The sequence below is a fragment of the Brevibacterium oceani genome (assembly GCF_013623835.1).
Classification (GTDB): Bacteria; Actinomycetota; Actinomycetes; order Actinomycetales; family Brevibacteriaceae; genus Brevibacterium; species Brevibacterium oceani.
Genome location: NZ_JABKDE010000003.1, coordinates 266408 through 288632 on the forward strand (window position 1 = coordinate 266408; position 22225 = coordinate 288632).

At 66.4% G+C, this 22225-nt stretch carries 19 protein-coding genes; 10 read left to right on the top strand and 9 right to left on the bottom strand.

The genetic code is table 11. The features are described from left to right. Positions 1 to 94: 94 nt before the first annotated feature. The 6 genes from HK401_RS07710 to HK401_RS07735 form a co-directional block, all read right to left on the bottom strand. Complete coding sequence (locus HK401_RS07710; protein ID WP_219921796.1) at positions 95 to 940, bottom strand: SDR family NAD(P)-dependent oxidoreductase; 846 nt, start codon at positions 938 to 940, stop codon at positions 95 to 97. Beyond that, positions 937 to 2718 carry an AMP-binding protein gene (locus tag HK401_RS07715; RefSeq protein WP_181274085.1) on the bottom strand — a complete coding sequence of 594 codons (1782 nt, stop codon included), beginning with the start codon at positions 2716 to 2718 and terminating at the stop codon, positions 937 to 939. Before HK401_RS07715 ends, HK401_RS07710 begins: the two co-directional genes overlap by 4 nt. Then, the gene (locus HK401_RS07720) at positions 2718 to 3881 is read right to left on the bottom strand and encodes a thiolase domain-containing protein (protein WP_181274086.1); all 1164 of its coding nucleotides are present in this window, start codon (positions 3879 to 3881) and stop codon (positions 2718 to 2720) included. The genes HK401_RS07715 and HK401_RS07720 overlap by 1 nt, the downstream gene beginning before the upstream one ends. 232 nt (positions 3882 to 4113) lie before the next feature. After that, entirely contained in the window at positions 4114 to 6672 is a 2559-nt protein-coding gene (locus HK401_RS07725) for a GcvT family protein (protein ID WP_181274087.1), read from the bottom strand. Positions 6673 to 6742: 70 nt separating this feature from the next. Beyond that, complete coding sequence (locus HK401_RS07730) at positions 6743 to 8269, bottom strand: flavin reductase family protein (protein ID WP_181274088.1); 1527 nt, start codon at positions 8267 to 8269, stop codon at positions 6743 to 6745. Then, complete coding sequence (locus HK401_RS07735) at positions 8266 to 9564, bottom strand: aromatic ring-hydroxylating oxygenase subunit alpha (protein ID WP_181274089.1); 1299 nt, start codon at positions 9562 to 9564, stop codon at positions 8266 to 8268. The genes HK401_RS07730 and HK401_RS07735 overlap by 4 nt, the downstream gene beginning before the upstream one ends. A gap of 219 nt (positions 9565 to 9783) precedes the next feature. Here HK401_RS07735 and HK401_RS07740 point away from each other — a divergent pair, with 219 nt between their 5' ends. Next, positions 9784 to 10716 carry a LysR family transcriptional regulator gene (locus tag HK401_RS07740; RefSeq protein ID WP_181274090.1) on the top strand — a complete coding sequence of 311 codons (933 nt, stop codon included), beginning with the start codon at positions 9784 to 9786 and terminating at the stop codon, positions 10714 to 10716. 211 nt (positions 10717 to 10927) lie between these two features. Further along, on the top strand, positions 10928 to 12142 hold the full coding sequence (gene fdhA / locus HK401_RS07745) for a formaldehyde dehydrogenase, glutathione-independent (RefSeq protein WP_181274091.1): 1215 nt from the start codon (positions 10928 to 10930) through the stop codon (positions 12140 to 12142). A gap of 278 nt (positions 12143 to 12420) precedes the next feature. Here fdhA and HK401_RS07750 read toward each other — a convergent pair whose 3' ends face one another. Further along, complete coding sequence (locus HK401_RS07750; RefSeq protein ID WP_181274092.1) at positions 12421 to 13623, bottom strand: M20 metallopeptidase family protein; 1203 nt, start codon at positions 13621 to 13623, stop codon at positions 12421 to 12423. A 211-nt stretch (positions 13624 to 13834) separates the two neighbouring features. On the opposite strand from HK401_RS07750, the gene HK401_RS07755 reads away from it, so the two are divergent. Continuing rightward, entirely contained in the window at positions 13835 to 14392 is a 558-nt protein-coding gene (locus tag HK401_RS07755) for a dihydrofolate reductase family protein (RefSeq protein WP_309135930.1), read from the top strand. A gap of 28 nt (positions 14393 to 14420) precedes the next feature. Here the strand turns inward: HK401_RS07755 and HK401_RS07760 are convergent, their stop codons facing one another. Beyond that, positions 14421 to 14777, bottom strand: coding sequence for a VOC family protein (locus HK401_RS07760; RefSeq protein ID WP_181274094.1), 357 nt, complete (start codon positions 14775 to 14777; stop codon positions 14421 to 14423). 248 nt (positions 14778 to 15025) lie between these two features. On the opposite strand from HK401_RS07760, the gene HK401_RS07765 reads away from it, so the two are divergent. The 3 genes from HK401_RS07765 to HK401_RS07775 all read left to right on the top strand — a co-directional run bounded on the left by HK401_RS07765 (position 15026) and on the right by HK401_RS07775 (position 17554). Continuing rightward, positions 15026 to 15808, top strand: a complete 783-nt coding sequence (locus HK401_RS07765; protein WP_309135931.1) for a SurA N-terminal domain-containing protein — start codon at positions 15026 to 15028, stop codon at positions 15806 to 15808. Between the two features lie 187 nt (positions 15809 to 15995). Beyond that, entirely contained in the window at positions 15996 to 17366 is a 1371-nt protein-coding gene (locus HK401_RS07770) for an L-lactate MFS transporter (protein ID WP_181274095.1), read from the top strand. Positions 17367 to 17383: 17 nt separating this feature from the next. After that, positions 17384 to 17554: a hypothetical protein gene (locus HK401_RS07775; protein ID WP_181274096.1), complete on the top strand. Its 171-nt coding sequence runs from the start codon at positions 17384 to 17386 to the stop codon at positions 17552 to 17554. Between the two features lie 21 nt (positions 17555 to 17575). On the opposite strand, the gene zapE is transcribed toward HK401_RS07775, so the two are convergent. After that, the gene (zapE, locus tag HK401_RS07780; RefSeq protein ID WP_181274097.1) at positions 17576 to 18751 is read right to left on the bottom strand and encodes an AFG1/ZapE family ATPase; all 1176 of its coding nucleotides are present in this window, start codon (positions 18749 to 18751) and stop codon (positions 17576 to 17578) included. Positions 18752 to 18813: 62 nt separating this feature from the next. On the opposite strand from zapE, the gene HK401_RS07785 reads away from it, so the two are divergent. From HK401_RS07785 to HK401_RS07800, 4 genes are all read left to right on the top strand, one after another. Continuing rightward, positions 18814 to 19386: a TetR/AcrR family transcriptional regulator gene (locus HK401_RS07785; protein ID WP_181274098.1), complete on the top strand. Its 573-nt coding sequence runs from the start codon at positions 18814 to 18816 to the stop codon at positions 19384 to 19386. 56 nt (positions 19387 to 19442) lie between these two features. Further along, positions 19443 to 19907 (top strand): MarR family winged helix-turn-helix transcriptional regulator, encoded by a 465-nt coding sequence (locus tag HK401_RS07790; protein ID WP_181274099.1) that lies wholly within the window; start codon positions 19443 to 19445, stop codon positions 19905 to 19907. Then, complete coding sequence (locus HK401_RS07795; protein ID WP_181274100.1) at positions 19904 to 20512, top strand: DUF998 domain-containing protein; 609 nt, start codon at positions 19904 to 19906, stop codon at positions 20510 to 20512. The genes HK401_RS07790 and HK401_RS07795 overlap by 4 nt, the downstream gene beginning before the upstream one ends. A gap of 226 nt (positions 20513 to 20738) precedes the next feature. After that, positions 20739 to 22217: a S1C family serine protease gene (locus tag HK401_RS07800; RefSeq protein WP_181274101.1), complete on the top strand. Its 1479-nt coding sequence runs from the start codon at positions 20739 to 20741 to the stop codon at positions 22215 to 22217. Positions 22218 to 22225 lie beyond the last annotated feature (8 nt).

The following is a 22225-nucleotide window of genomic DNA, read 5'->3' on the forward strand; positions in this document are numbered from 1 at the left end:
GAGGCGGCCCGCAGGTCCGCATGCGAGCGTCCCTCCGCGCTGGCCGGGTCCTCCCTCGCCGAGGCGGCTGCCGCCATCCGTTCGAACTGTGCCCTCATCGTTTCGGCATCCCTGCGTAGTGGGTCAGTCCCCCGTCGACGGGGATGAGCGTGGAGTTGATGTAGGCCGATTCGGTCGAGGCGAGGAACACCGCGAGATCCGCGACGTCCTCGGGCCGGCCCATCTTCCCGGTCGGGGACTGGGCGTGACGGGCCGCGAGCATGTCGTCGACCGAGTCGTAGTGGCCGGAGATCGACCGGTGGATGAGCGGGGTCTCGATGAGCCCGGGCGCGATCGTGTTCGCGCGGATCCCCTCGGCTGCGTACTGTGCGCCGACGACCTTCGTCAGCTCGATCAGCCCTGCTTTCGAAGCCGCGTACGCCGGGTAGTCATAGCCCATGTAGCGCATGCCGCCGACCGAGGAGACCGTGATGATCGACCCAGTTGCGGCCGCACGCATATGCGGCAGGGCGTGCTTGATCGCGGAGAAGGCGCCGGTGAGGTTGATGTCCAACGCCCGGCGGAACCCGTCGGTGTCGAGAGTGTCGACTCCCCCGTTGACGACGATGCCGACGTTGTAATGGAGGACGGTCGGTGCGCCGAGGCGGTCCGCGCAATGGGCGAAGGCCGCGGCCAGCGAGTCTTCGTCACCGACATCGGCGATGACCGTGGTCAGCTGCGATTCCAGGTCGACTGCCATCTCACCGAGCACACGGGCAGCCTCGTCGAGGGCGTTCGGGTCCCGGTCGACGATGCAGACTCGGGCACCTTCGCGCAGGAACGCGGTGGCCGCGGCGAAGCCGTTGTTGACTTCCCCGTCCGGGGTGCCGCAGCCGATGGCCATGATCGTCGTGCCGGCCAGTCTGCCTGTTGCGCCGGCTCTGCTGCCGTTCGTGCTCATCGTGCGCTTCCCCGTCCCTGCGAGTGTTCGGTCTTGAGTTCCTTGCGCGCGATCTTGCCGTAGGCGGTGACCGGCATCTCCGCGACGAAGTGGATCTCCTTCGGCACCTTGTACGCGGCCAGCCCCGACTTGCACAGCGCGATCAGGCGTTCGCCCAGGTCACCGATGTTGCTCGCACGCGGGTTGATTCGCCCGTCCACGTCGCCCTCATCGTCACTGGCGGGGATCTCCGCATCTTCGTCGGTGCGGACCTCCGCGCGTTCGATGACGGCCACTCCGATCTCTCCCCACTGCGGGTCGGGCACACCGACGACCACGGCCTGGGCCACCTCGGCGTGGGTGAGGAGGAGCTCCTCGATCTCCCGGGGATACACGTTCGAACCGCCGGAGATGTACATATCGGACTTGCGGCCGGTGAGGAACAGGTAGCCGCGGTCGTCGAGGTAACCGACGTCGCCGGTGTGGAAGACGCCCCCGGCGAAGGATTCGGCGTTCGCGTCGGGTCGGCCGAGGTAGCCGGCGCACACGGTCGGCCCGACCACACAGACCTCGCCCTGCTCACCGGCGGGCAGCTCGCCGCCGGTCTCGTCGAGGATGACGATCTCGACCCCGGTGCGGGCACGACCGCAGGTGCCGATGCCCGCCTCGTCGACGGGAATCCGGCCGTGGTCCTCGGGACGGAGGATCGTGATCGCTCCGGTCACCTCGGCGAGGCCGAAGTACTGGACGAGGCAGGGCCCGAGGCGCTCGAGCGCGCGGGCCTGATCGGCGGCGAGCATCGGGGCCCCGGCGTAGATGACCCGCTCGAGGGTGTGGTCCTCGGGGCCGCGGCCGTCGGGGTAGCCGGCGGCGATGCGGTTGAGGATGGTCGGAACGGTGAAGGCGTTCGTGATGCCGTACGCGTCGATGGCCGGCCACAGCGACTCCACGCTGGGCTTGCCACCTGGGTGGATGATCGTCGGCGTGCCGCCGAAGACCTGCGCGAGCATGTGGATGCCCGCCCCATGGGACAGGGGCGCGAGCACCAGCGATGCCCCGGTCTCATCCTCATCGGGAAAGAGGTCGCAGCGGTGGTTGGCCAGCACCGCGCCGAGGTGGCGGTGCGTGAACGTCGCCGCCTTGGGCCGACCCGTGGAGCCGGAGGTGAAGAAGTACCAGCAGGGGTCGTCCTCCTCGACCGTCGAGTCGACGGGGGCAGGTGGGGTCTCCGCGTGAGTCTCCTCGTCCGCCTCCGCCGAGCCGACCACTTCCCGCCGAGACGCCCCCTTGTCAGGGGCGGTGTCGGCGCTGAGTGGTCGGCTCGGCGAGGTGTCGCCAGTGGGCAGTTCGCCGATCCACAGCACAGGGCCGGTGAACCCTTCGGCCTGCAGGGCGGTGACGAACTCGGTGTGGGCGCGGTCGGCGATGACGGCGGCGGGGGCCACCTCGGCGCTGATGCCGAGCAGCTCCTCGGTCGACAGGGCCGCATTGGGTGGGGCGATGACCCCGCCGGAGCGCAGAATCCCCCAGAAGGACTGGACCACCTCGGCGTGGTTGGCCGAGACGAGGAGGACGGTGTCGCGACGGCCCACGCCTCCGGCCTGCAGGGCGGCGGCAAGCGCTTCGGCGCGGTCGTCGAGTTCGGCCCAGGTCCAGCGCTGCCCGCGGTCATCGTCGACGACGGCGAGACGGTCGGGAATCCGCCGGGCGGTCTGCGTGAGGAAGTGGGAGACATTGACCCCGCGCCGAGGTGTGGGGGTGAAGTCCTTGGCCGGGGATGTCTGCGAGATGGCGCGCATCAGCGGACGCGCTCGAGGACGGAGGCGAAGTTCGACACTGCGGCACCGCCCATATTGAAGACTCCGGCGAGTTCCGGGGCTGCGATCTGGAGGCCGGGTGAGCGGCCGGTGAGCTGGGCCGCAGCAAGGGCGTGCATGGACACGCCCGTCGCGCCGATCGGGTGGCCTTTGGCCTTGAGTCCTCCGGAGGGATTGACCGGCAGGCGACCGTCGACCTCGGTGGCATCGTCGTCGACGAGTGTGTGGCCTTGACCGGGAGCGGCGAGTCCGAAGGCCTCGTATTCGAGGAGTTCGGCGATCGTGAAGCAATCGTGGGTCTCGAGCAGATCGAGGTCTCCGATGGTGATGCCCGCAGACGTCAGGGCCTGATCCATGGCTGCGCGGGCGCCTGCCATCTCGAGCGGGTCGCGCTTCGACAGCGGCATGATGTCGTTGGCATTGCCCATGCCGCGCCAGGTCACGGCCTGCGGGGCGGAGGCAGCGACGTCATCGGCGGCCATGACGAGGGCGACGGCGCCGTCGGAGACCATCGAGCAGTCGGTGCGGCGCAGGGGTTCGGCGACGAAGGGGTTCTTCTCCGACACGGTGTTGCAGAAGTCGAAGCCGAGGTCCTTCTGCATGTGCGCGAGCGGGTTGTGGGAGCCGTTGGCGTGATTCTTCGCGGCGATGCGGGCGAGGGTCTCGGAGTGGTCGCCGTAGCGGTCGAAATACTGTCGGGCGATTTCGCCGAAGACTCCGGCGAAGGATTTGAAGTGCTCTTCCTCTTCCCGATAGCTCGCGCTCAGCAGCACCTCGTTGACCTCATGCCCCGAGGCTTGGGTCATGCGTTCAGCGCCGATGACCAGGGCGGTGCGGTGGCGGCCGGCGGCGATGGAGTCATGAGCAGCGAAGACGGCGGTGGATCCGGTTGCGCAAGCGTTCTCGTGGCGATGGGCTGGGGTGAGTGCCAGGTCAGGGAACTCCGTGCCGGGCAGAGCTGCTTCGAAGCCTTGGCGGGAGAGTCCGTTGTTGTAGACGCCGACGTGAATGACGTCGATATCGGCGGGTTCGAGGCCTGCGTCCGTGATGGCGTCGCGGGCGACGTCGGCCATCATCTGTGGCAGCGGGGATTCGGATCGACCGAACTTGCCGTGGGACCAGCCGATGATCGCGGGCTGAGGCATGGACACTCCTTCGGGTACCTGGCTCGTGGGCGCCAATGTGACTTCCCTCGCAATACTCGCCGCACGTTCACATCCTGGTCAAAGAAAATCCACGATATGGAACATTGGTGATGTCGCTTCCCTACTTGGCGCTCCCGCGCACTTCTTCGAGACAACGACGGAGCGCCGAGACCCCTGTGGGTGCACAGTGGTCTCGGCGCTCAACCGTTGTTTCGGCGCTGAGGCGGCAACCTCACCCCTTCAGTCGCGTCATCTCCGGATCGAAGAGCGGCTCAGCGGTGACCGTCGCCGGCAGGCGCTTGCCCAGGTACTCGACCTCGACCGCGTCGCCGACCGACAGCGTATTCGGCAGCCACGCGTAGGCGATGGACTTCCCGATCGTGTACCCGTACGCGGCCGAGGTGACGTAGCCGTCTGCCTTCCCGCCGGAAACACCGTCCGAGGCATCCGCACCGCCTCCGTCGCCGGCACCGCCCGAAGCACCACCGACCACGTACACCGGCTCCTTGCCGAGCACCACGTCGGAGGGAACATCAAGAGTCAGACACGTGAGCTTCGTCGTCGCAGCCGCCGCCCGGGATTCCAAGGCAGCCTTGCCCGTGAAGTCATCGGTCTTCGACGCCTTGACCGCGAACCCGAGACCCGCCTGCACCGGCTCGTGCTCGCTGGTCATGTCCGTGCCGAAGGAGCGGAAGCCTTTCTCCAGTCGCATCGAGTTGAAGGCCTCGCGGCCGCCGGCGATGATGCCGAACTCCTGCCCGGCCTCCCACAGCACGTCCCACAGCTTCGACCCCAGGTCAGCGGAGGTGTAGATCTCCCATCCGAGCTCGCCGACATAGGACAGTCGCATCGCCGTCACGGGCACTCCACCGAGCACGGCAGGCTTTGTGCGGAAGTACTTGAGTCCCGCGTCGCTGAAGTCCTCGTTCGTGACCTTCGAAATGACATCCCGGGCGAGCGGACCCCACAGACCGATGCAGCATGTGCCCGGGGTCGTCTCCCGCACCGTCACCCACTTCGTTGGATCGGCCTCCGACTGATGCCTGGCCGCCCGCGAGACGTACGCGAAGTCGATGTTCGAGTTCGCGCCCACCTGGTAGGTCTGCTCGTCGAGGATCGCCACGGTGATATCGCTCGTGATGCCGCCGGTTTCGTCGAGCAGCAGCGTGTAGCTGACCGCTCCGGGCTTGCGCAGCATCGACGAGGTGGTCATCCCGTGCAGGAGTTCGCCGGCTCCCGGCCCGGTGACCTCGAAGCGCTTGAGCTGAGTCATGTCGAACATCGCCACCGAGGTGCGCGTCTTCCACGCCTCGGCCGCGGCGATCGGCGAGTGGAACTGATCCGACCATGCATCCCGTTCCGGAGCCGCCCATTCGGCGGGCATCTCGGACAGCAGAGATGCGTTCGCCTCGAACCAGTGCGGGCGCTCCCAGCCGTTGGTCTCGAGGAAGAACGCCCCGAGCTCCTCCTGCTGTCGACGGAACGGACTTGAGCGCAGATCACGCGGTGAGACCCGCGGCTGCAGCGGGTGAATAACGTCGTAGATCTCCACGAAGTTCTGCTGCGAGGTCTCGCTGACGTAGTCGGGGGTGGTCAGCGCGTCCTCGAACCGATTGAGGTCGATGCCCGACAGATCCGTCCGCGACCGTCCCTCGGCGATGAGCTCGGCCACCGCGCGGGCGATGCCGGCACCATGGGTCACCCACACCGCCTCGGCGACGAAGAACCCGTCGACCTGGCGGGACTGACCGACCAGCGAGCCGCCGTCGGGAGTGAAGGAGAAGATGCCGTTGAAGCCGCGTTGGATCTGCGTGCCCGCGAGTTCGGGCAGCAGCTCCTTCGTCGCCTCCCATTCGGGAGCGAAGTCCTCGGGCGTGAACTCGAGGCTCGAAGGCATCTTCTCGGACGTGATCTCGTCAGGATCGTATGTCGGCAGCTCGTCGAGGTCGACGGGCATCGGGCGGTGCGCGTAGGAGCCGATGCCGATCCGCTCGTCCCATTCGCGGTAGTAGAGGTCCTTGTCCTGGTAGCGCAGGATCGGTGCGTGAGCACCCGCAGGCAGCTCGTTCTTCCCGATCAGGGACGGTGCTTCGGTGGTCCAGGCGAACTGATGGCCCAGCGGCAGGAGCGGAATCGTCGTTCCGGCCATCTCCCCGATCTTCGGCCCCCAGAATCCGGCACAGGAGACGACGATGTCGGCATGGATCCGCTCCTCCCCGGCCATGACGGCGGTGACCTTGCCGCCCTTCGTCTCGATGTCGGTGACCGTGGTCCGATCCCGGAACTCGACGCCGGCGGCCCGCGCCCGCTCGATGACGAGCTGCGTGCCCTTCGCGGCCAGCGCGAGTCCGTCACCGGGAGTGAGCAGACCGCCGAGGACCAGGTCCCGGTTGAGCATCGGGAAGAGACGTGCGCACTCATCGGCGTCGATGATGTCCGCCTCGACCCCGTAGGACCGGTTCCATCCTGCCCGGCGGTGGAGATCCTGGAGACGCTCATCGGTCGTCGCGATCTCGAGTCCGCCCACGGGCAGGAAGGAGCCTCGTCCGTCCGCGTCCTTGAGCGAGGTGAGCTTCTCGATCGTGTACTGCGCGAACTCGGTCATCGACTTCGACCCGTTCGAGGAGAAGACGAGCCCCGGGGCGTGCGAGGTCGATCCGCCGGGGATGTTCAGCGGACCCTGCTCGATGACGAGCGTGTTCGTCCAGCCCAGCTGGGCGAGTTCGTCGGCGAGGTTGGCGCCGACGATGCCGGATCCGATGATGACCACTCGAGGTGTTGCGTTCGGCACTGGGTTCTCCTTGCGTGGTGGTGTTGAAATCTGTGGGTGGTGTGGTCGCACGGGTTGCACGCCCGCCGCCTCACGCGTCGATGACGAGGTCGGTCGTCGCCGTCGAGCAGCACGGCAGGAACTTGCCCGCGTCGATCTCTCGGGCGCGGATGCCGCCCTGGTGGTTCATGTCGACGTCGCCGTCGAGCTTGACGATCTTGCAGGACCCGCACATGCCCTCCTGGCAGTTCGCGGGGATCTTCACCCCCGCTTTCCGCGCGGTTTCGAGCACGTTCTCGCCCTCGCCGATGCGGACGTTGAGCCCCGAGCGCACGAACGCCATCGTGTGCTCGCCCTCCCCCACAGTAGGCAGGGTGGTCGGGTCGACGACGGCGGTTTCGTCATCTTCGTCCGACACCCCCGCCGAGGCGGCCGACCCGGTCCCAGCCGGATCCGCGGCCCCAGCGCCGGACGCTGACCCGGGCCCCACCTCGGCGAGGGGGTCGTCGACGTCGTCGAGCCCGACGACCTCGATCTCGACCTCGTCTTCGACGGGCACGACCGCCTCGGCGTCCACGGCCTCGGTCGGCGCACCGATCGCCTCGATCGGTCCATCGGCGTCGTAGTCGGGTTCGTAGATGTCCAGCGCAGGCGGCTGCGCCTCGTAGTACTCCTCGGTTGACGACGCGATCTCCTCGGCGATCTCGCCGGCGATGGCGACCTCTTCCGCGTATTCCGCGCGGATCTCGCGGTCGCCGGAGAAGAACTCCATGAACACCGAGGTGTCGTCGACGCCGACACCGCGCAGCAGCTCGGTCGCCGAATTGAGGTAGCCCTCCGGTCCGCAGGCGAAGACCTGACGGCCGTTCGCGTCCGGGACGAGTTCGTCGAGCAGCTCGGTCGAGAGCCGCCCGGTCCGCCCCGTCCATGTCGACTCCGCTTCCTGCTTCCGATCGCCGAGGCAGTAGATGACCTTGATCCGGAAATCCGCCTTCGCGAGGAAGTCGAGCTCCTCGGAGAAGGCGAACGCGTCCGGAGCCGAGCCGTGATAGAGGAGGACGACATCGGCCTGGCCCGGCAGCGAGTGCACGGTGCGGACCATCGACATCAGCGGAGTGATCCCCGCACCCGCCGCGAGCAGGAGGAACCGTGCACGGCGGTCGTAGTCGGCCAGGTGGAAGGCTCCGACGGGGCCGAGCATCTCCAGGATCGTGCCGGGACGGATGTTCTCATGCGCCCACGGCGAGACCTTCCCCTTGGGATCGCGTTTGATCGTGATCGAGAACGTCCACGGCTCGGTCGGAGCGCTCGAGATCGAGTAGCTGCGCGACACCGGTTCGGCCGTCGGACCGTCGACGGGGAAGTCGATGTTGATGTACTGCCCCGACCGGAACGCCAATGGTGCACCGTCCATGCGACGGAACACGAAGACCATCATTCCTCCCGCCTCGGGGATGGTCTCCACGCACTCGGCCGTAAACTCCTGCGGGTGCCACGGCCCCAGTGCGGTGGCGGCTCCGGCAGGACCCGCAGTGCTTGAGAGCACCCTGTTCCACGGCATCTCCAGGCCGCGGATGCGCTGGGCCAAGGGCAGTGAGGGCACTGCGGAGGATCTCATTCCACATGCTCCCGCATCCGCTGCACGTACCAGTTGATGAAGGCCTCGACCTGATATTCGCTCTTCATGTACGGACCCTGCTCATAGAACGGGCTCGCCGCCCCCTGCTGGCAGAGTTCGACGAAGGCCTTGTCCTGCAGGTTCGTCTGCTTCCACGTGTGGGTGAGCGTCTCGAGGTCGTAGTCAACACCCTCGACGGCGTCATCGGCGACAAGCCAGGTGGTGCGCACGAGCGTCTTGTTCGCGCTGATCGGGAACGCTCCGAAGGTGATGACGTGGTCGCTGAGCAGGTGGAACCACGAGTTCGGCTGCAGGTGCATCGAGCACCGGCCGAGGCGGAAGTCGGGCAGATCGCCCAGCAGCTTCTTCGACAGGCGATGTCCGTCGGCGGAGAAGGATTCCCCGTCGCCGTCGAGGGATTCGCGGGAGATGCGGATGCCGCCGACGCGGGTGTCGAGTTCCTCGAAGACCTCGTAGGGCAGTCCGTAGCGGCGGCACCGGTACTCCAGGGAGGCCTGGGCCTGCTGGTTGCGATCCCACACGTCCTCGAGATGGGGCGGGATGGTCTCGTCGGTCAGACCCCAGGTCGGGAACAGCGAACACGCGAGCTCCGGGTGCCCGTCGCAGTGGTAACACTCGCGATTGTTCTCCATCACGAGCTTCCAGTTGCCCTCTTCGACGATGTTCTGCTGGTAGGCGACCTTCGTCTTCGCGATCTCGTGCGGGGCGACATAGGGCTCGAAGATCTTCGCGGTCTCGTGGAAATCCGTCGGCGGTTCCTCAGCCAGACAGATGAAGACGAGTCCGGCAGAGATCTTGCCGTGGGCCCGCTTGAGCGAGTAGCAGGACTTGTCGAAGGTCATCTCCCCCGGCGCCGAGGCGTGGATGAGGACGCCTTCGGGCGAATAGGTCCACGAATGGTACCCGCAGACGAGGTTGCCCGTCGTGCCCTTGAGCTCCGTGAGCACGCGGGCGCCGCGATGGCGGCAGACGTTGTGGATGACGTTGACATCGCCGTCGTCGTTGCGCAGCACGATGATCGAGTACGGACCGTAGTCGAGCGTGACGTAGTCGCCGGGCTCGGGGATCTCGGCGATGCTGCAGGCGAAGACCCAGTGCTGTCCGAAGATCGCCTGCATGTCGAGGTTGAAGACGTTGTCATCGGTGTAGAACGGCGCCTCGAGTGAGAAGCCGTCGCGACGCGTGCCGAGTCGAGCCCGGAGCTCATCGAGACGCTCCTCGGTGAATCCCGCGGGGAAGCCCTTCTTCGTCGGCGCCAGATTGGTAACGGTCAACTGTCATCTCCCTTGCTGTCTGCCATTCGCGGCCTCATGGTGCTGCGACGCCGGTGCTGTGGCGCCGGTGCTTCGACGCCGGTGCTGCGGGGGTCGCCACAACCACCGCTTGCGGGCTTCGTGAGCTCGATCACGGATGACACATTAGCGAGCTTCATCCTGCAGGAAAAGCGCGAGATTCTGTTTCGTATCGTGCGGTATCACTGCATAATTGTCGTCATGATCGATCCGCGCCTGACCACGCTGCGCACCTTCGCCGAATGCGGCACCATCGCGGCCACGGCCGAGCTCACCGGATACTCCCCCTCGGCAGTGTCCGGACAGCTCCGGGACCTGCAGCAGTCGCTGGGAATGACCCTGCTCGTCAAAGACGGCCGCAGCCTTCGCCTGACGTCGACCGGCCGCTATCTGGTGCGTCGCTCCGATGCCCTCGCGGCGATGTGGGAGGACATTCGCGCCGGTGCGCTCAGTGCCGGGGATCAGGCCCCGAAGCATTTCGGCATCGGCGGCTTCTCGACCGCCTCGTCGAACCTCCTCGCTCCGCTCGCGGCGAACCTGCGCAGGAGCCACCCTGAGGTCAGCGTCCACGTGGTCGAGGCGAGCCCGACCCGCTGCTTCGAACTGCTCGTCGCCGAACGCATCGATCTGGCCGTCATCGTGTCCATGCAGGGACACGTGCAGGTCGAGGAGGACACGCGCTTCGAAAGTGTCGACCTCCTCGATGACCCGCTCGACGTCATGGTGCCCTCCGACCACCCGGTCGCCGGCCGGGAGTCGCTGACGCTGAGCGAACTCGCGGGAGAGGAGTGGATCACGGCGGGCCCGGGATCGCCCTATCACTCGCTCTTCATCGCTGCTTTCACGGCGGCGGGGGTGACACCATCGGTGGCGCACGAGTCAGCCGAGTGGGAGACATCGGCAGCGCTCGTCGGGGCGGGCATCGGAGTCAGCCTGTTGCCGCGACTCGCGAGCCTCGCCGGCGAGGACAACGTCAGCCGCGTTCGCCTGACAGGATCCGGTCGACTGAGCCGGAAGATCATCGCCGCCATGCGAGCCGGCAGCCGCAGATCCCCGCTGATCAGGGATTCCCTTCAACATCTGCGCACTACCTCGCAGTACATCCTCTCGACCCGCCTGCGCGAGGATTCCTGACGCGCGCCGCTGAATGATGCGAGCGAACGAATAGCGCTCTCCGGCAGAATTCCGACACAGTCGGAAGTCATTCTGACGAAGTGCTTGACAGAGTTCGTCGACGACGGCGAGACTGCATCTACGTCTGATAACAGACTGATATTTCAGGCGGGTCGTTCGGCTCGCCTGTGTCTCGGAACTCCCGCACACTCGCGCATATGGAGGCTCAACGATGAGCAACAAGGCAATCAGCTACGCAGGTCCCGGAAAGGTCGAGGTCATCGACACCGAGTACCCGGAATTCGTCCTCAAGGACGGACCCGGGGTCAATCCCGCCAACATCGGCCGCAAGGTCGACCACGGCGTCATCCTCAAGACCGTCGCCACGAACATCTGCGGCTCCGACCAGCACATGGTCCGGGGCCGCACGACTGCCCCAGAGGGTCTCGTGCTCGGCCACGAGATCACCGGCGAGGTCGTCGAAGTCGGTCGCGATGTCGAGTTCGTCAAGGTCGGCGACCTCGTCTCGGTGCCGTTCAACATCTCCTGCGGCCGCTGCCGCAACTGCAAGGAGGGCAAGACCGGGATCTGCCTCAACGTCAATCCCGACCGTCCGGGTTCGGCGTACGGCTACGTCGACATGGGCGGCTGGGTCGGCGGGCAGGCCGAGTACGTCCTCGTGCCCTACGCCGACTGGAACGTGCTGAAGTTCCCGGACAAGGATCAGGCGATGGAGAAGATCCTCGACCTCACGATGCTCTCGGACATCTTCCCCACCGGTTTCCACGGTGCGGTCAGCGCGGGTGTCGGTGTGGGGTCGACGGTCTACGTCGCCGGTGCGGGTCCGGTCGGAATCGCCGCGGCCACCTCGGCACTGCTGCTCGGTGCCGCCGCGGTCATCGTCGGTGACCTCAACGAGGACCGCCTGGCGCAGGCGCGCGGGTTCGGCTGTGAGACGGTCGACGTGTCGAAGGGCGACCCGAAGGATCAGATCGAGCAGATCCTCGGCGTGCCCGAGGTCGACTGCGGCATCGACGCCGTCGGCTTCGAGGCCCGCGGACATGGCAAGGACGCGAGTCACGAGGCCCCGGCTACGGTGCTCAACTCGCTCATGGACATCACGCGGGCCGGCGGCAGCCTCGGCATCCCCGGCCTCTATGTCACCGGCGACCCGGGTGCACCCGACGAGGCGGCCAAGGAAGGATCGCTGTCAATGCGCTTCGGCCTCGGCTTCGCGAAGTCGCATGTCTTCGTCACCGGCCAGTGCCCGGTGATGAAGTACAACCGCGGGCTCATGCAGGCGATCCTGCACGACAAGGTCTCGATCGCGAAGAACGTCAACGCCACTCCGATCCGCCTCGAGGACGCTCCGCAGGGCTACGCGGACTTCGATTCGGGGGTCGCGAAGAAGTTCGTCCTCGACCCGCACGGCCTCATCACCGCCTGAGTGGGAGGCACTGCCCCTCGCTGCGGGTGGACGCGACTCCTGCGGGTGGCTACAACGCCTGCGGGTGGCGTGTTTGGTCGATCCACCGTGATTTCCTCGCCGAAAACGCCGTGGAATGACCAGAGAACGTCTCCCACCAGCGAGGAGGCACGGCGCACTGAGCACAGCTGCGTCGAAACAACGGTGGAGCGTCGAGACAACACGGCACACTCAGTGGTCTCAGCGCTCCACCGTTGTTTCGACGGCAGAACCGTCAGCGCACAGACTCTTCAGCACCCTCAGCTGTGCGCAGCCTCGTCAGCCAGCCGCGCAAACGCCAGATGCGCGAGCGCCGCGGACTGATCGCCGAGCAGACCGTCGTCGAAGACCACCCGCGGTGAGTGGTTCGTCTCGGCATCGGGGTCGATGCCCTCGGGCGTGGCCCCGAGGAAGACGAACGTGCCCGGAACCTTCTGCAGCACGAACGAGAAGTCCTCGGATCCCATCCGCGGGTGCTCCATTTCGACGACCCGCTCGGCCCCGAACACCGAGCCCAACCGGTTGAGCACCACCGAGGTCTCGGCGGCGTTATTCACGGTCACGGGGAATCCGACTTGGAAGTCCACCTCGGCGGTGCAGCGGTGCGCCCGGGCGATGTTCTCGGCGATCTCGGTCACTCGCTCCTGCAGCAGAACCAGCGATTCGGCGGAGAGGAAGCGGATGGAGGCGGTGAGCTTCGCGGAATCCGGGATGACATTGCTGGCCTGCGCCGCTTCGAGCTGGGTGACCGAGACGACGACGGGATCGAAGATGTCGAAGGACCGGCCGGTCATCGTATTCAGCGCCAGCACCACCTCGGCGAGCGCGGGCACGGGGTCGCGGGTCGCCTGCGGTTGACTGCTGTGCCCGCCGGCGCCGTGGATGGTCAGACTCAGGTCGGCGAATCCGGCCATAAGCGGGCCGCCCTTCGTCGTGAAGCGGCCCCGCACATCGGCTTCGACATGGACGCCGTAGGCCGCGACGACAGGGACGCCCGCAGCCTCGAGCACGCCCTCGGCGATCATCGGTTCGGCACCGCCGTCGACCTCCTCGGCGGGTTGGAACATGAAGATGATCGAGCCTGGGATCTCCTCGCGGTGCGCGGCGAGCAGCCGGGCGGCGCCGACGAGCCCGGCCGTGTGCATATCGTGACCGCACGCGTGCATGTTCCCGTTCGTCGACGCGTACTCCAGCCCGGTGTCCTCGGCGACGGGCAGCGCGTCCATGTCCCCGCGCAGCAGCACTGCCGGTCCTGGCTTCCCGCCCTTGAGAACGGCCACCACCGAGGTCAGCGACTCACCCGTGGTGATCTCGAGTCCCAGCCCGGCGAGCTCATCGAGCACCGCCTGCTGAGTGAAGGGAAGATCGTAGCCGAGCTCGGGATTCGCGTGGAGCTTTCGACGCAGAGAGATGAGATCGCCGAGGTGGCTCTGAGCTTCGGTGCGGAAATCGGGGGTGGTCATGGGGCTCCTTGTTCGATGGTGGAGTCTGGTCGATACGGACCGGTCTCGATGGAATCTCACACCAATCTATGCCCGCGACGGTGAACAGTGCACGACCCCACCCTGCGCGGGGACCTCGTCCAGCTCTTCGCTGAGTCTCGTCACCCTCTATCGCAGTTCTCACCGGGCAAGTAGTGTTGATCACCCACGTCACTCAGCGAGGAGACCGACCGTGCGCATCATCATCACTCAGAACACCACTCTCGACGGGCGCGTCGAGATGCTCGACGACTGGTTCGATCCGCAGGCCCAGGACGAGGAGCTCACAGCCGAGCTCATGCGGCAGTCCGCGAACGAGGACGTGCTGCTCCTCGGCCGGCAGACGTTCGAGGACTTCCGCAGCTATTGGCCGAACGTCACCGATGACACCACCGGGGTTGCAGACCACCTGAATCAGGTCGACAAACGCGTCGTATCCTCGACGCTGACCGAACCGGGGTGGCAGAACACACAGATCATCAGCTCCGATCCGATGCAGGCGGTCGCGGAACTGCGCGAGCAGCCGGGTCGCGATGCCATCGTCACCGGCAGCATCACCCTGGCTCACGAACTCATCGCCGAGGGCCTGGTCGATGAGTATCGGATGTTCACCTACCCGGTGTGGCAGGGCCGCGGGCGCGGATACTTCCACGACGGAGCGCACTCGGCCAGGCCGCCTCGACTGCGGCTCATCGAGTCGAAGCCCTTCCCCAGCGGGATCGTGTATTCGGCCTACGAACCAAGTGCGTGACCAGCCCTCCCCCGAGGAGGTGCCCACTTCACGCCGTGCCGAACATGACCTTCCGGCCGTCCGGGTCCTCGACTGTGACGACGACGTCGTCAACGGCCACGAGCGGAGTTCCCGCGTTCTTGATCCGTTCGAGGAACTCATCCTGATCGGGGATCCGGAAGTACAGGTGGGTGAGATTCGATTCGGCCACGGGCGGGAACGCATAGTCGGCGAACGCCTCAGCCGAATGCAGGGCAACCTGCACCCCACCGGCCTCGACGACGAAATACGTGTATTCCTCGTCGCCCTCGGTCGTCAGCGGCAGACCCGCGATCTCACGATAGAAGGCGGCGGTCGCCTCGGCGTCGGTGCAGGTGAGGAACACCCCGCGGAACGTCGATTCCATGGCCAACTCCCTTCGCGGCGGATCGCACGGACCGTGTTCCGTGCAATTCCGGTAGCCGCAGTGTACCCGCCGAGGCTGACGCGAGTCAGTGCCCGATCGACGAATCCGAGACGAACAGATGGCACATCTGAACCTCGCCGTGCCGGCCTACCGCAATCACCCTTGCCACGGGCCACACATACTCCACACATTCTTCGGTGAATCGGCTCTGTTAGCCTGACAGGCTGATCCCGAAATCAGGAGTGATTGTGCGAACCAACCGGTGGTTGCTGGGCCTGGCCATGTCCGTGTCCGTCGTGGCTCTGGCCGCGTGCGGAAGTCAGGGCGACGAAGCGGAGCCCCAGGAGTCCTCGGCAGCCGCCGAGCAGTCCCCCGGTGCCGATGTCTCCGGGCAGGACGGGTCCGGGCAGGGCAAACCGAACACGAAGGACATCCCCAAGGTCGTCGCCGAGGTCAACGGTGAGAAGATCACGAAGGACGATTTCGTCCCCCTCTTCGAGACCCAGTACCAGCAGATGCAGATGCAGGCCCAGCAGTCGGGCCAGCCGGTCGATGAGAAGGATCTGAAGAAGCAGACGGCGGAGAACCTCGTGAGCACGAAGGTGCTCACGCAGGAGGCCGACAAGCGCGACATCTCGGTCTCCGACAAGGACATCGACAAGGCCCTCAAGGAATCCGCAAAGTCCGGGCAGATGAGCCAGAAGGACTTCCTCAAGTCCATGAAGGACCAGGGCATGGATGAGAAGAAGGTCCGCTCGGAGCTGTCGAACCAGCTGAAGATCGAAGGCCTCGTCGAGGACGAATACGGCGAGTTCAAGGTCAGCGGCGAAGAGATCGGCCAGGCCTACGAGCAGGCGAAGTCCCAGCAGGAGCAGATGGCGCAGCAGGGCGGACAGCAGCAGGAGATGCCCTCGATCGACGAGATGCGCCCCCAGCTGAAGGAACAGGTCAAGAGCCAGAAGTCCAACGAGGCGACTCAGAAGTACGCGAAGAAGCTGCGCAAGAAGGCCGACGTCACGATCCACCTCTGAGCCGCTGATTCCGTCCCAACGAGCGGAACTCTGCACCGTTTCTGCACAAATCGCTGAGTATTCCTCGCATTTTCTGTGAGTGCCATCTACTCTTTAGTGGAAATTGGTCGGTCCACCGCCGACCGCATCGTCCGTCCGCTCTCCGGTGTCGACGGTGACACGAGGTACAGACAGAAAAGGACTTCCCGTGGCTTCCATTCTCACGCGCTCGGCGATCGTCGCGCCGAAGAACTTCAACCGGTGGCTGATCCCGCCGGCCGCACTGGCCATCCACCTGTGCATCGGCCAGGTCTACGCCTTCAGCGTCTTCAAGATCCCCTTCATGTCCCACTTCGACGCCGGTGAAGTATCGATCGGCTGGATCTTCTCCATCGCGATCCTCATGCTCGGCATCTCCTCGGCGGTCTTCGGACCCTGGGTGGAGAAGAACGGCCCGCGGGCCTCGATGGTCGCGGCCGGAACCTGCTGGGTCGTCGGCTTCTTCATCGCCTCGCTCGGCATCGTCACCGGTCAGCTGTGGCTGGTCTACTTGGGCTACGGCGTCATCGGCGGCATCGGTCTGGGCATCGGCTACATCTCGCCGGTGTCGACCCTGATGAAGTGGTTCCCGGACCGTCCGGGCCTGGCCACGGGACTGGCGATCATGGGCTTCGGCGGCGGTGCGCTCATCGCCAGCCCGATGTCGAACCAGCTCATGGCCCTCTACGGCGGAGGCGCCGAACCCGAGAATCTCGTCGCCGGCCTGACCCCGACCTTCATCACCCTCGGCATCGTCTACGCCGTCGTCATCGCCGCCGGCGCCTTCGTCATCCGCGTCCCCCACCCCGAATGGGTCCCCAAGGGCTTCGACCCCTCGAAGGTGACGGCCAAGCCGATGCAGACGAAGGGCAACGTCTCGGTGCGCAACGCCATCCGCACCCCGCAGTTCTGGTTCCTCTGGGTCGTCCTGTTCCTCAACGTCACCGCGGGCATCGGCATCCTCGAGAACGCCGCCCCGATGATCCAGGCCTACTTCGGCATCACTGCGGCCGCCGCCGCAGGCTTCGTCGGCCTGCTCTCGATCGGCAACATGGGCGGGCGCTTCATCTGGTCGACGACCTCGGACTACCTGGGCCGGAAGAAGAACTACATGCTCTACCTCGGCGTCGGGGCGATCCTCTACCTCCTCGTCGCGTTCTTCGGCGGCGGATCGATCATCCTCTTCATCCTCGCCACGCTCATCATCATCTCCTTCTACGGCGGCGGGTTCGCCACCATCCCCGCCTACCTCAAGGACCTCTTCGGCGTGTACCAGGTCGGCGCCATCCACGGTGCGCTGCTGACCGCATGGTCGGCCGCCGGCGTCGCCGGTCCGCTCATCGTCAACTCCGTCGTCGAGGCCGGTGAGAAGGCCGGCAAGTCCGGACCCGAGCTCTACACACCCGGCATGTTCATCATGGTCGGCGCGCTGATCATCGGCTTCATCGCCAACGCTCTGGTCCGCCCGGTCAACGAGAAGTACTTCGAACGCGAAGAGGACGTCGCGGCCAAGCAGGCCGCCGCCCTCGAAGAAGACTGAAGGAAGGGTCTCCGACAATGAATGACTCCGCCCACATCGCCCACGTCCCCGACTCCGGCTCACCGCAGTCACCCGTCGGCGGCGCCTACAAAGCCGTCGGCACGACCCTGACCGTCGTCGTGGTCGGCGGCCTCGCCTGGGGACTTGTTCTCACCGTGGTCAAAGCCGTCGCGATCTTCACCGGCTGAGCTCGACCCGGAGCGGAACGCTCAGTCCGATTCCGACGCAGCAGGCGTGGCAGGACAAATTGCCGCGGCTGCTGCGTCGTTCTCCCTGAGCATGCCGAGCCGGCTGAGCATCCGGGCCGAGTCGCGCGGAAGATTCCCAGCCGCCGCGAACTCCCGACGACTCACCGCGGCTGCGAGGTCGAGCCGCACGTCCCGGTCGACGAGGGCGTCGATGAGGAACGCGAACCGTTGGAATGCTTCCTCCCCGATCGCCTCGGGCGCCGGCAGGTCGAGCAGCGTCAATCGCTCGAGCCCCGCGGCCATCACCATGAAATCAGCCGCGGATTGCGGGCTCTCGCAGAGCTGAGCGAACGTCGCTCTCGCCGAGGTGGGGCTGAGTTGATCACGTGCGCTCGGTTCCGACGGGGTGCGGCCGACCGTCCACGTGCCCGCGCCGAATCCTGAGGTATGCCGATCATCGCCGCGATGATCGCGTCCGGCGCCGATCTCGATGACCTCACACCGCCCCTCGATGAGTGCGATCGAGGGCAGGAACGTGTCATGGAAGAGTGGATTCGGCAGCAGCCGTTCCGGCGCATAGTTCGAGGTCAGCAGCATGAAGGTCGCCTGCTCACTCATCACCTCGAGGGTGGTGTGGAGCAGTTCCCCGTCGGCGACGTCATGGACGTGGAAGTCATCGAGGAGAATGGCCCGGTATCCGGTGACGACGGAGGCGATGAGCGCGGGCGTGCTCGGTACGGACATCGGCGACTCGGCATCACCGGAGCGGCCGGCGGCTCGGCCCGCGCCCGGGATCGCCGTCACCGACTGCCGCACCCGAAGAGCGATCGCGGCGTTGATATCGGCGAGGAATTCGTGACAGTGCAACCGGCGCTTGGGACCGGGAAGCCGCGCGAAGAGCAGCTCGGCGAGCCAGGTCTTTCCACGACCGACATCACCGTGGAGATAGATCCCGCCCGGCATCTCTGCGCACGCGGCCAGACGGTCGAGGACCTCGGCCTGCCCGGTGTCGAGGACGGCTCCCGCCGCGGCGGCTGAATCGACCACGCCGGCAACAAGATCGCTCGGCACCGGAACCCGACGCGATCGCCGCCTCCAATGCCCGGCCCACTCTGCCCTCGAATCGTCGAGGGGCCGAGCCAGCAGTCGGTCGATCGCGCGGGCGGCGGCTCCGCGAACGTCGTGTCGAATTCCCATCCCGATCCTCTATAGATGTAGAGTCGCTTGCACTCTATACCCATAGAGGACACGATGTCACCATGAACCCGAACACCACCCCCGAGAGTCGGCGCGACGCCATCGCCCGTGTCGTCATCTCCCTGGCCGCGACCGGTGGCGCCCGGGCGGTCACCCACTCAGCCGTCGACCGCCGCCTCGACCTGCCGAAAGGGTCGACCTCGTATTACTTCCGCACTCGAGCCGACCTCATCGGGGCCGGAGCCGAGTCCATGCGACACGCGTCGCACACCGAATTCTCGACCCTCGCCTCACGCCCGGACGCCGCCCCCGCCGAGGTGGTCCGCGACTATCTCGTCCACCTCACTACCGCACGCCCGGAGGAGATCAGGGCCCGACTCGCCCTCGCCCCCGAGCTCGAGCCAGGGGCCCTGAGCGGCCTCTTCTTCAGCCATGATTCGGCGACATCGCTCTTTGCCGACGCTGGCGCCGACCGACCCGAGCTCATGGCCACCGGACTCATCGACCTCCTCGAAGGCTTCCTCCTCCGCGCCGCCCTCAACTCCGCACCCTCCGCCTCGACCCTCGCGCTCGACGGCGAGGCGGTCCTCGCAGCGACGAACGCCTACCTGACCGGCGCCGCCCTCGCTCATTGAGGCACTCCGAGCCACACCTCTTGCCAACTATTAACTTAAGTGCTTAACTTACTCATATGGATCTCGCTCATGAACTTCACGACCTGGTCCGCACACTCGATCGGTGGGCGGAGCAGATGCTGCGTCCAGAGGGACTGACCTACAACCAGTACGTCGCTCTCGTCATCCTCGGTCAGCACCCCGGCATCACTGGACGCACGCTGTCGAAATCGCTCGGCGTCACCGAAGCGGCCGGGTCCGGAATCGTCAAGGCGCTGCTGGCCGAGGATCTCATCACCAACGCGGCAACACCGGGATCCGGCAATCGTCGGGAACTGCGCCTCACCTCGGCGGGGGAGGACAAGAGCGCACACTGCGCGCGACTGCTCGGACACTCCCTCGACGACAATGCCCGCGCGATCGGCATCGACCCGCAGGTCCTTGCTCAGACCATCCACGACCTCCACGACGAGGTCCGCACCATCCGCACTCCCAGTGCCTCTCAGTCCGCCGACGCGGCCCAGACTCAGGAGAACTCATGACCACCGTCCTCGCCATCGCCGCTCTCATCCTCGGGCTCGCCCGCCTCGGCGTGTTCATCGCCCTCCACCTCGTTCCCAGCGGTTACACGATCGTCGGCCATGCCGTCAGCGACTATGCCGTCGGACCCACCCGCCGCCTGAGCAGCACGATGACGTGGCTGACCGCCGCGTTCTGGGCCGTCCTCGCCGTCACCGTGGCGCTCGGCCTCCCCCACTGGCGAGACGTCACCGGAGTGACGATCGCCCTGGCTGCGCTCGCACTCATCTTCATCGCACTGCCGCTCGTTCCCACCGACATCGAGGGCGAGAAGCTCACGACGATCGGCCGCCTCCACTACCTCCTGGCCATCGCCTGGTTCGCCATCAGCTATGCGTGCATGGGCAACTTCACCAGGCTCTTCACTCAGTCCGGGCCCGCGTGGCTGGCGAGTGCGCTGAGCGTCATCGCGTGGATCGCTCTGGTCTCCCTGGTCGTGAGCGTCATCGTCCTCATCATCAAGAAGCTGCGCCCGAAGGTCTTCGGCATCTCCGAACGCATCTTCATCCTCGCCGTCAACCTCTTCTACATCGGAGTGGCCATCGGCATCGTCATCACGGTCGCCTGAACCGGCCCGCCCACTGCCGGGCCCGCCGACTGCCGGGCCTGCCTGCCCCCTGCCGGACCGACCGTCCCTCCCTGAGCCGGTCTCGTCTCTCTCAGCCTCCATCTCTCTCAGCCTGCGACTGACAAAGTCGAAGCTTCGCTCCAGCTGCGCCACAGCTTGGCCACAGCGTGCGGGTACTCAATAGGAATCACAGAGCACTTCCGCAGAATGGAGAAAGGCACAGACCATGAACGAGTCGAAGCGCACGCGGTCAGCACACGAAGCGACCGGCGCTGGGCACACCGGTGAGAACGCATACGGCACCGAGACGACGGCACCGGCCGTCACCCGATCCCGCCCCCGCAGGCGTCGACTCGCCCTGGCCGTGACCGGAGCGGCAGCGGCACTGGCGCTCGGCCTCGGAACGGCCGCCGGTCTGCCCGCCGTCGCAGCCACGCACACCCGCACGGTCGCGGCCGGCACCGCTCAATCAGCCATCCCCTTCACCGGTCAGCCCACCGACCCCAGCCAGGACGGCGGCAGCCAGACCGGCAACGGTCAGAACGGCACACAGTCGCCGAACCTCGGATCGGGAGGCGGCGAACAGGGAGGCGGCAGCCAGGGCGGATACTCCGGCGGAACCACCCCGGGCGGCGGCTCGCAGTCCCCCGACACCGGCCAGGGCAGCGACGGTTCGACCCAGCAGGACGCCACCCCGGCCAGTGAGAAGGAGTCCGCCGGCGTCGTCCTCATCGACACCCAGCTCGGCTACGAGAACGCCGAGGCGGCCGGCACCGGCATGGTGCTGAGCAAGGACGGTCTGGTGCTGACGAACAACCACGTCATCGCCGATTCCACGAAGATCGCGGTCACCGTGGCCACGACCGGCAAGACCTACGAGGCCAGCGTCGTCGGTTCGGACTCGTCGAAGGACGTCGCCGTGCTCAAGCTCAAAGACGCGTCGAACCTGCAGACGGCCACGATCGACGATGACGATGTCCAGGTCGGCGACGACATCACCGCCGTCGGCAATTCCGAGGGCGGCGGGCAGCTGCAGGCCGCCGACGGATCGGTCACCGACCTCGGCGCTTCGGTCACCACGACCGCACAGGGCACGGAGGATTCGGAGACGCTCAACGACATGATCCAAGTCCAGGCCGATATCGTCTCCGGCGATTCGGGTGGGGCACTGCTCGATGACGAGGGTGAGGTCGTCGGCATGAATACCGCGGCCTCGTCCGGAACCGCCCAGGTCACCGGCTACGCCATCCCGATCGAGACCGCGCTGACCACCGCCGAATCGATCGTCGCCGGCGAGCAGACGAGCACGAACACGCTCGGCTACCCGGCCTTCCTCGGCATCGGCGTCGGCCAGTCCGACCAGCAGAGCCAGTCAGGGCAGTCAGGGCAGTCTTCGCAGGGCGGCCAGGGCAGCCAGTCCGGCCAGGGAAGCGCGAACGGTCAGTACGGCCAGTCCGGTGCCTCCTCGCAGACCGAGGGTGCTGTCGTCGCCGGGGTCTATGAGGACACTCCCGCCGCCGAGGCCGGGCTGAGCGCCGGTGACACGATCACGAAGATCGGGTCGGCGCAGATCACCGACGGCACCGCTCTCTCCGAGGCCATCGCCGAACACAAGCCCGGCGACAAGGTGTCCCTGACCTGGACGGACGCCGACGGTCAGTCGCACACCGCGAAGGTGACTCTGACTGAGGGCCCCGCCGCCTGAGCCCTGCT

Excerpts from the sequence above, each read along its gene's own strand:
- HK401_RS07710 (WP_219921796.1), bottom strand. The coding sequence starts at position 940 with ATGAGCACGAACGGCAGCAGAGCCGGCGCAACAGGCAGACTGGCCGGC.
- HK401_RS07715 (WP_181274085.1), bottom strand. The coding sequence starts at position 2,718 with ATGCGCGCCATCTCGCAGACATCCCCGGCCAAGGACTTCACCCCCACA.
- HK401_RS07720 (WP_181274086.1), bottom strand. The coding sequence starts at position 3,881 with ATGCCTCAGCCCGCGATCATCGGCTGGTCCCACGGCAAGTTCGGTCGA.
- HK401_RS07730 (WP_181274088.1), bottom strand. The coding sequence starts at position 8,269 with ATGAGATCCTCCGCAGTGCCCTCACTGCCCTTGGCCCAGCGCATCCGC.
- HK401_RS07740 (WP_181274090.1), top strand. The coding sequence starts at position 9,784 with ATGATCGATCCGCGCCTGACCACGCTGCGCACCTTCGCCGAATGCGGC.
- fdhA (WP_181274091.1), top strand. The coding sequence starts at position 10,928 with ATGAGCAACAAGGCAATCAGCTACGCAGGTCCCGGAAAGGTCGAGGTC.
- HK401_RS07750 (WP_181274092.1), bottom strand. The coding sequence starts at position 13,623 with ATGACCACCCCCGATTTCCGCACCGAAGCTCAGAGCCACCTCGGCGAT.
- HK401_RS07760 (WP_181274094.1), bottom strand. The coding sequence starts at position 14,777 with ATGGAATCGACGTTCCGCGGGGTGTTCCTCACCTGCACCGACGCCGAG.
- HK401_RS07775 (WP_181274096.1), top strand. The coding sequence starts at position 17,384 with ATGAATGACTCCGCCCACATCGCCCACGTCCCCGACTCCGGCTCACCG.
- zapE (WP_181274097.1), bottom strand. The coding sequence starts at position 18,751 with ATGGGAATTCGACACGACGTTCGCGGAGCCGCCGCCCGCGCGATCGAC.
- HK401_RS07785 (WP_181274098.1), top strand. The coding sequence starts at position 18,814 with ATGAACCCGAACACCACCCCCGAGAGTCGGCGCGACGCCATCGCCCGT.
- HK401_RS07790 (WP_181274099.1), top strand. The coding sequence starts at position 19,443 with ATGGATCTCGCTCATGAACTTCACGACCTGGTCCGCACACTCGATCGG.
- HK401_RS07795 (WP_181274100.1), top strand. The coding sequence starts at position 19,904 with ATGACCACCGTCCTCGCCATCGCCGCTCTCATCCTCGGGCTCGCCCGC.
- HK401_RS07800 (WP_181274101.1), top strand. The coding sequence starts at position 20,739 with ATGAACGAGTCGAAGCGCACGCGGTCAGCACACGAAGCGACCGGCGCT.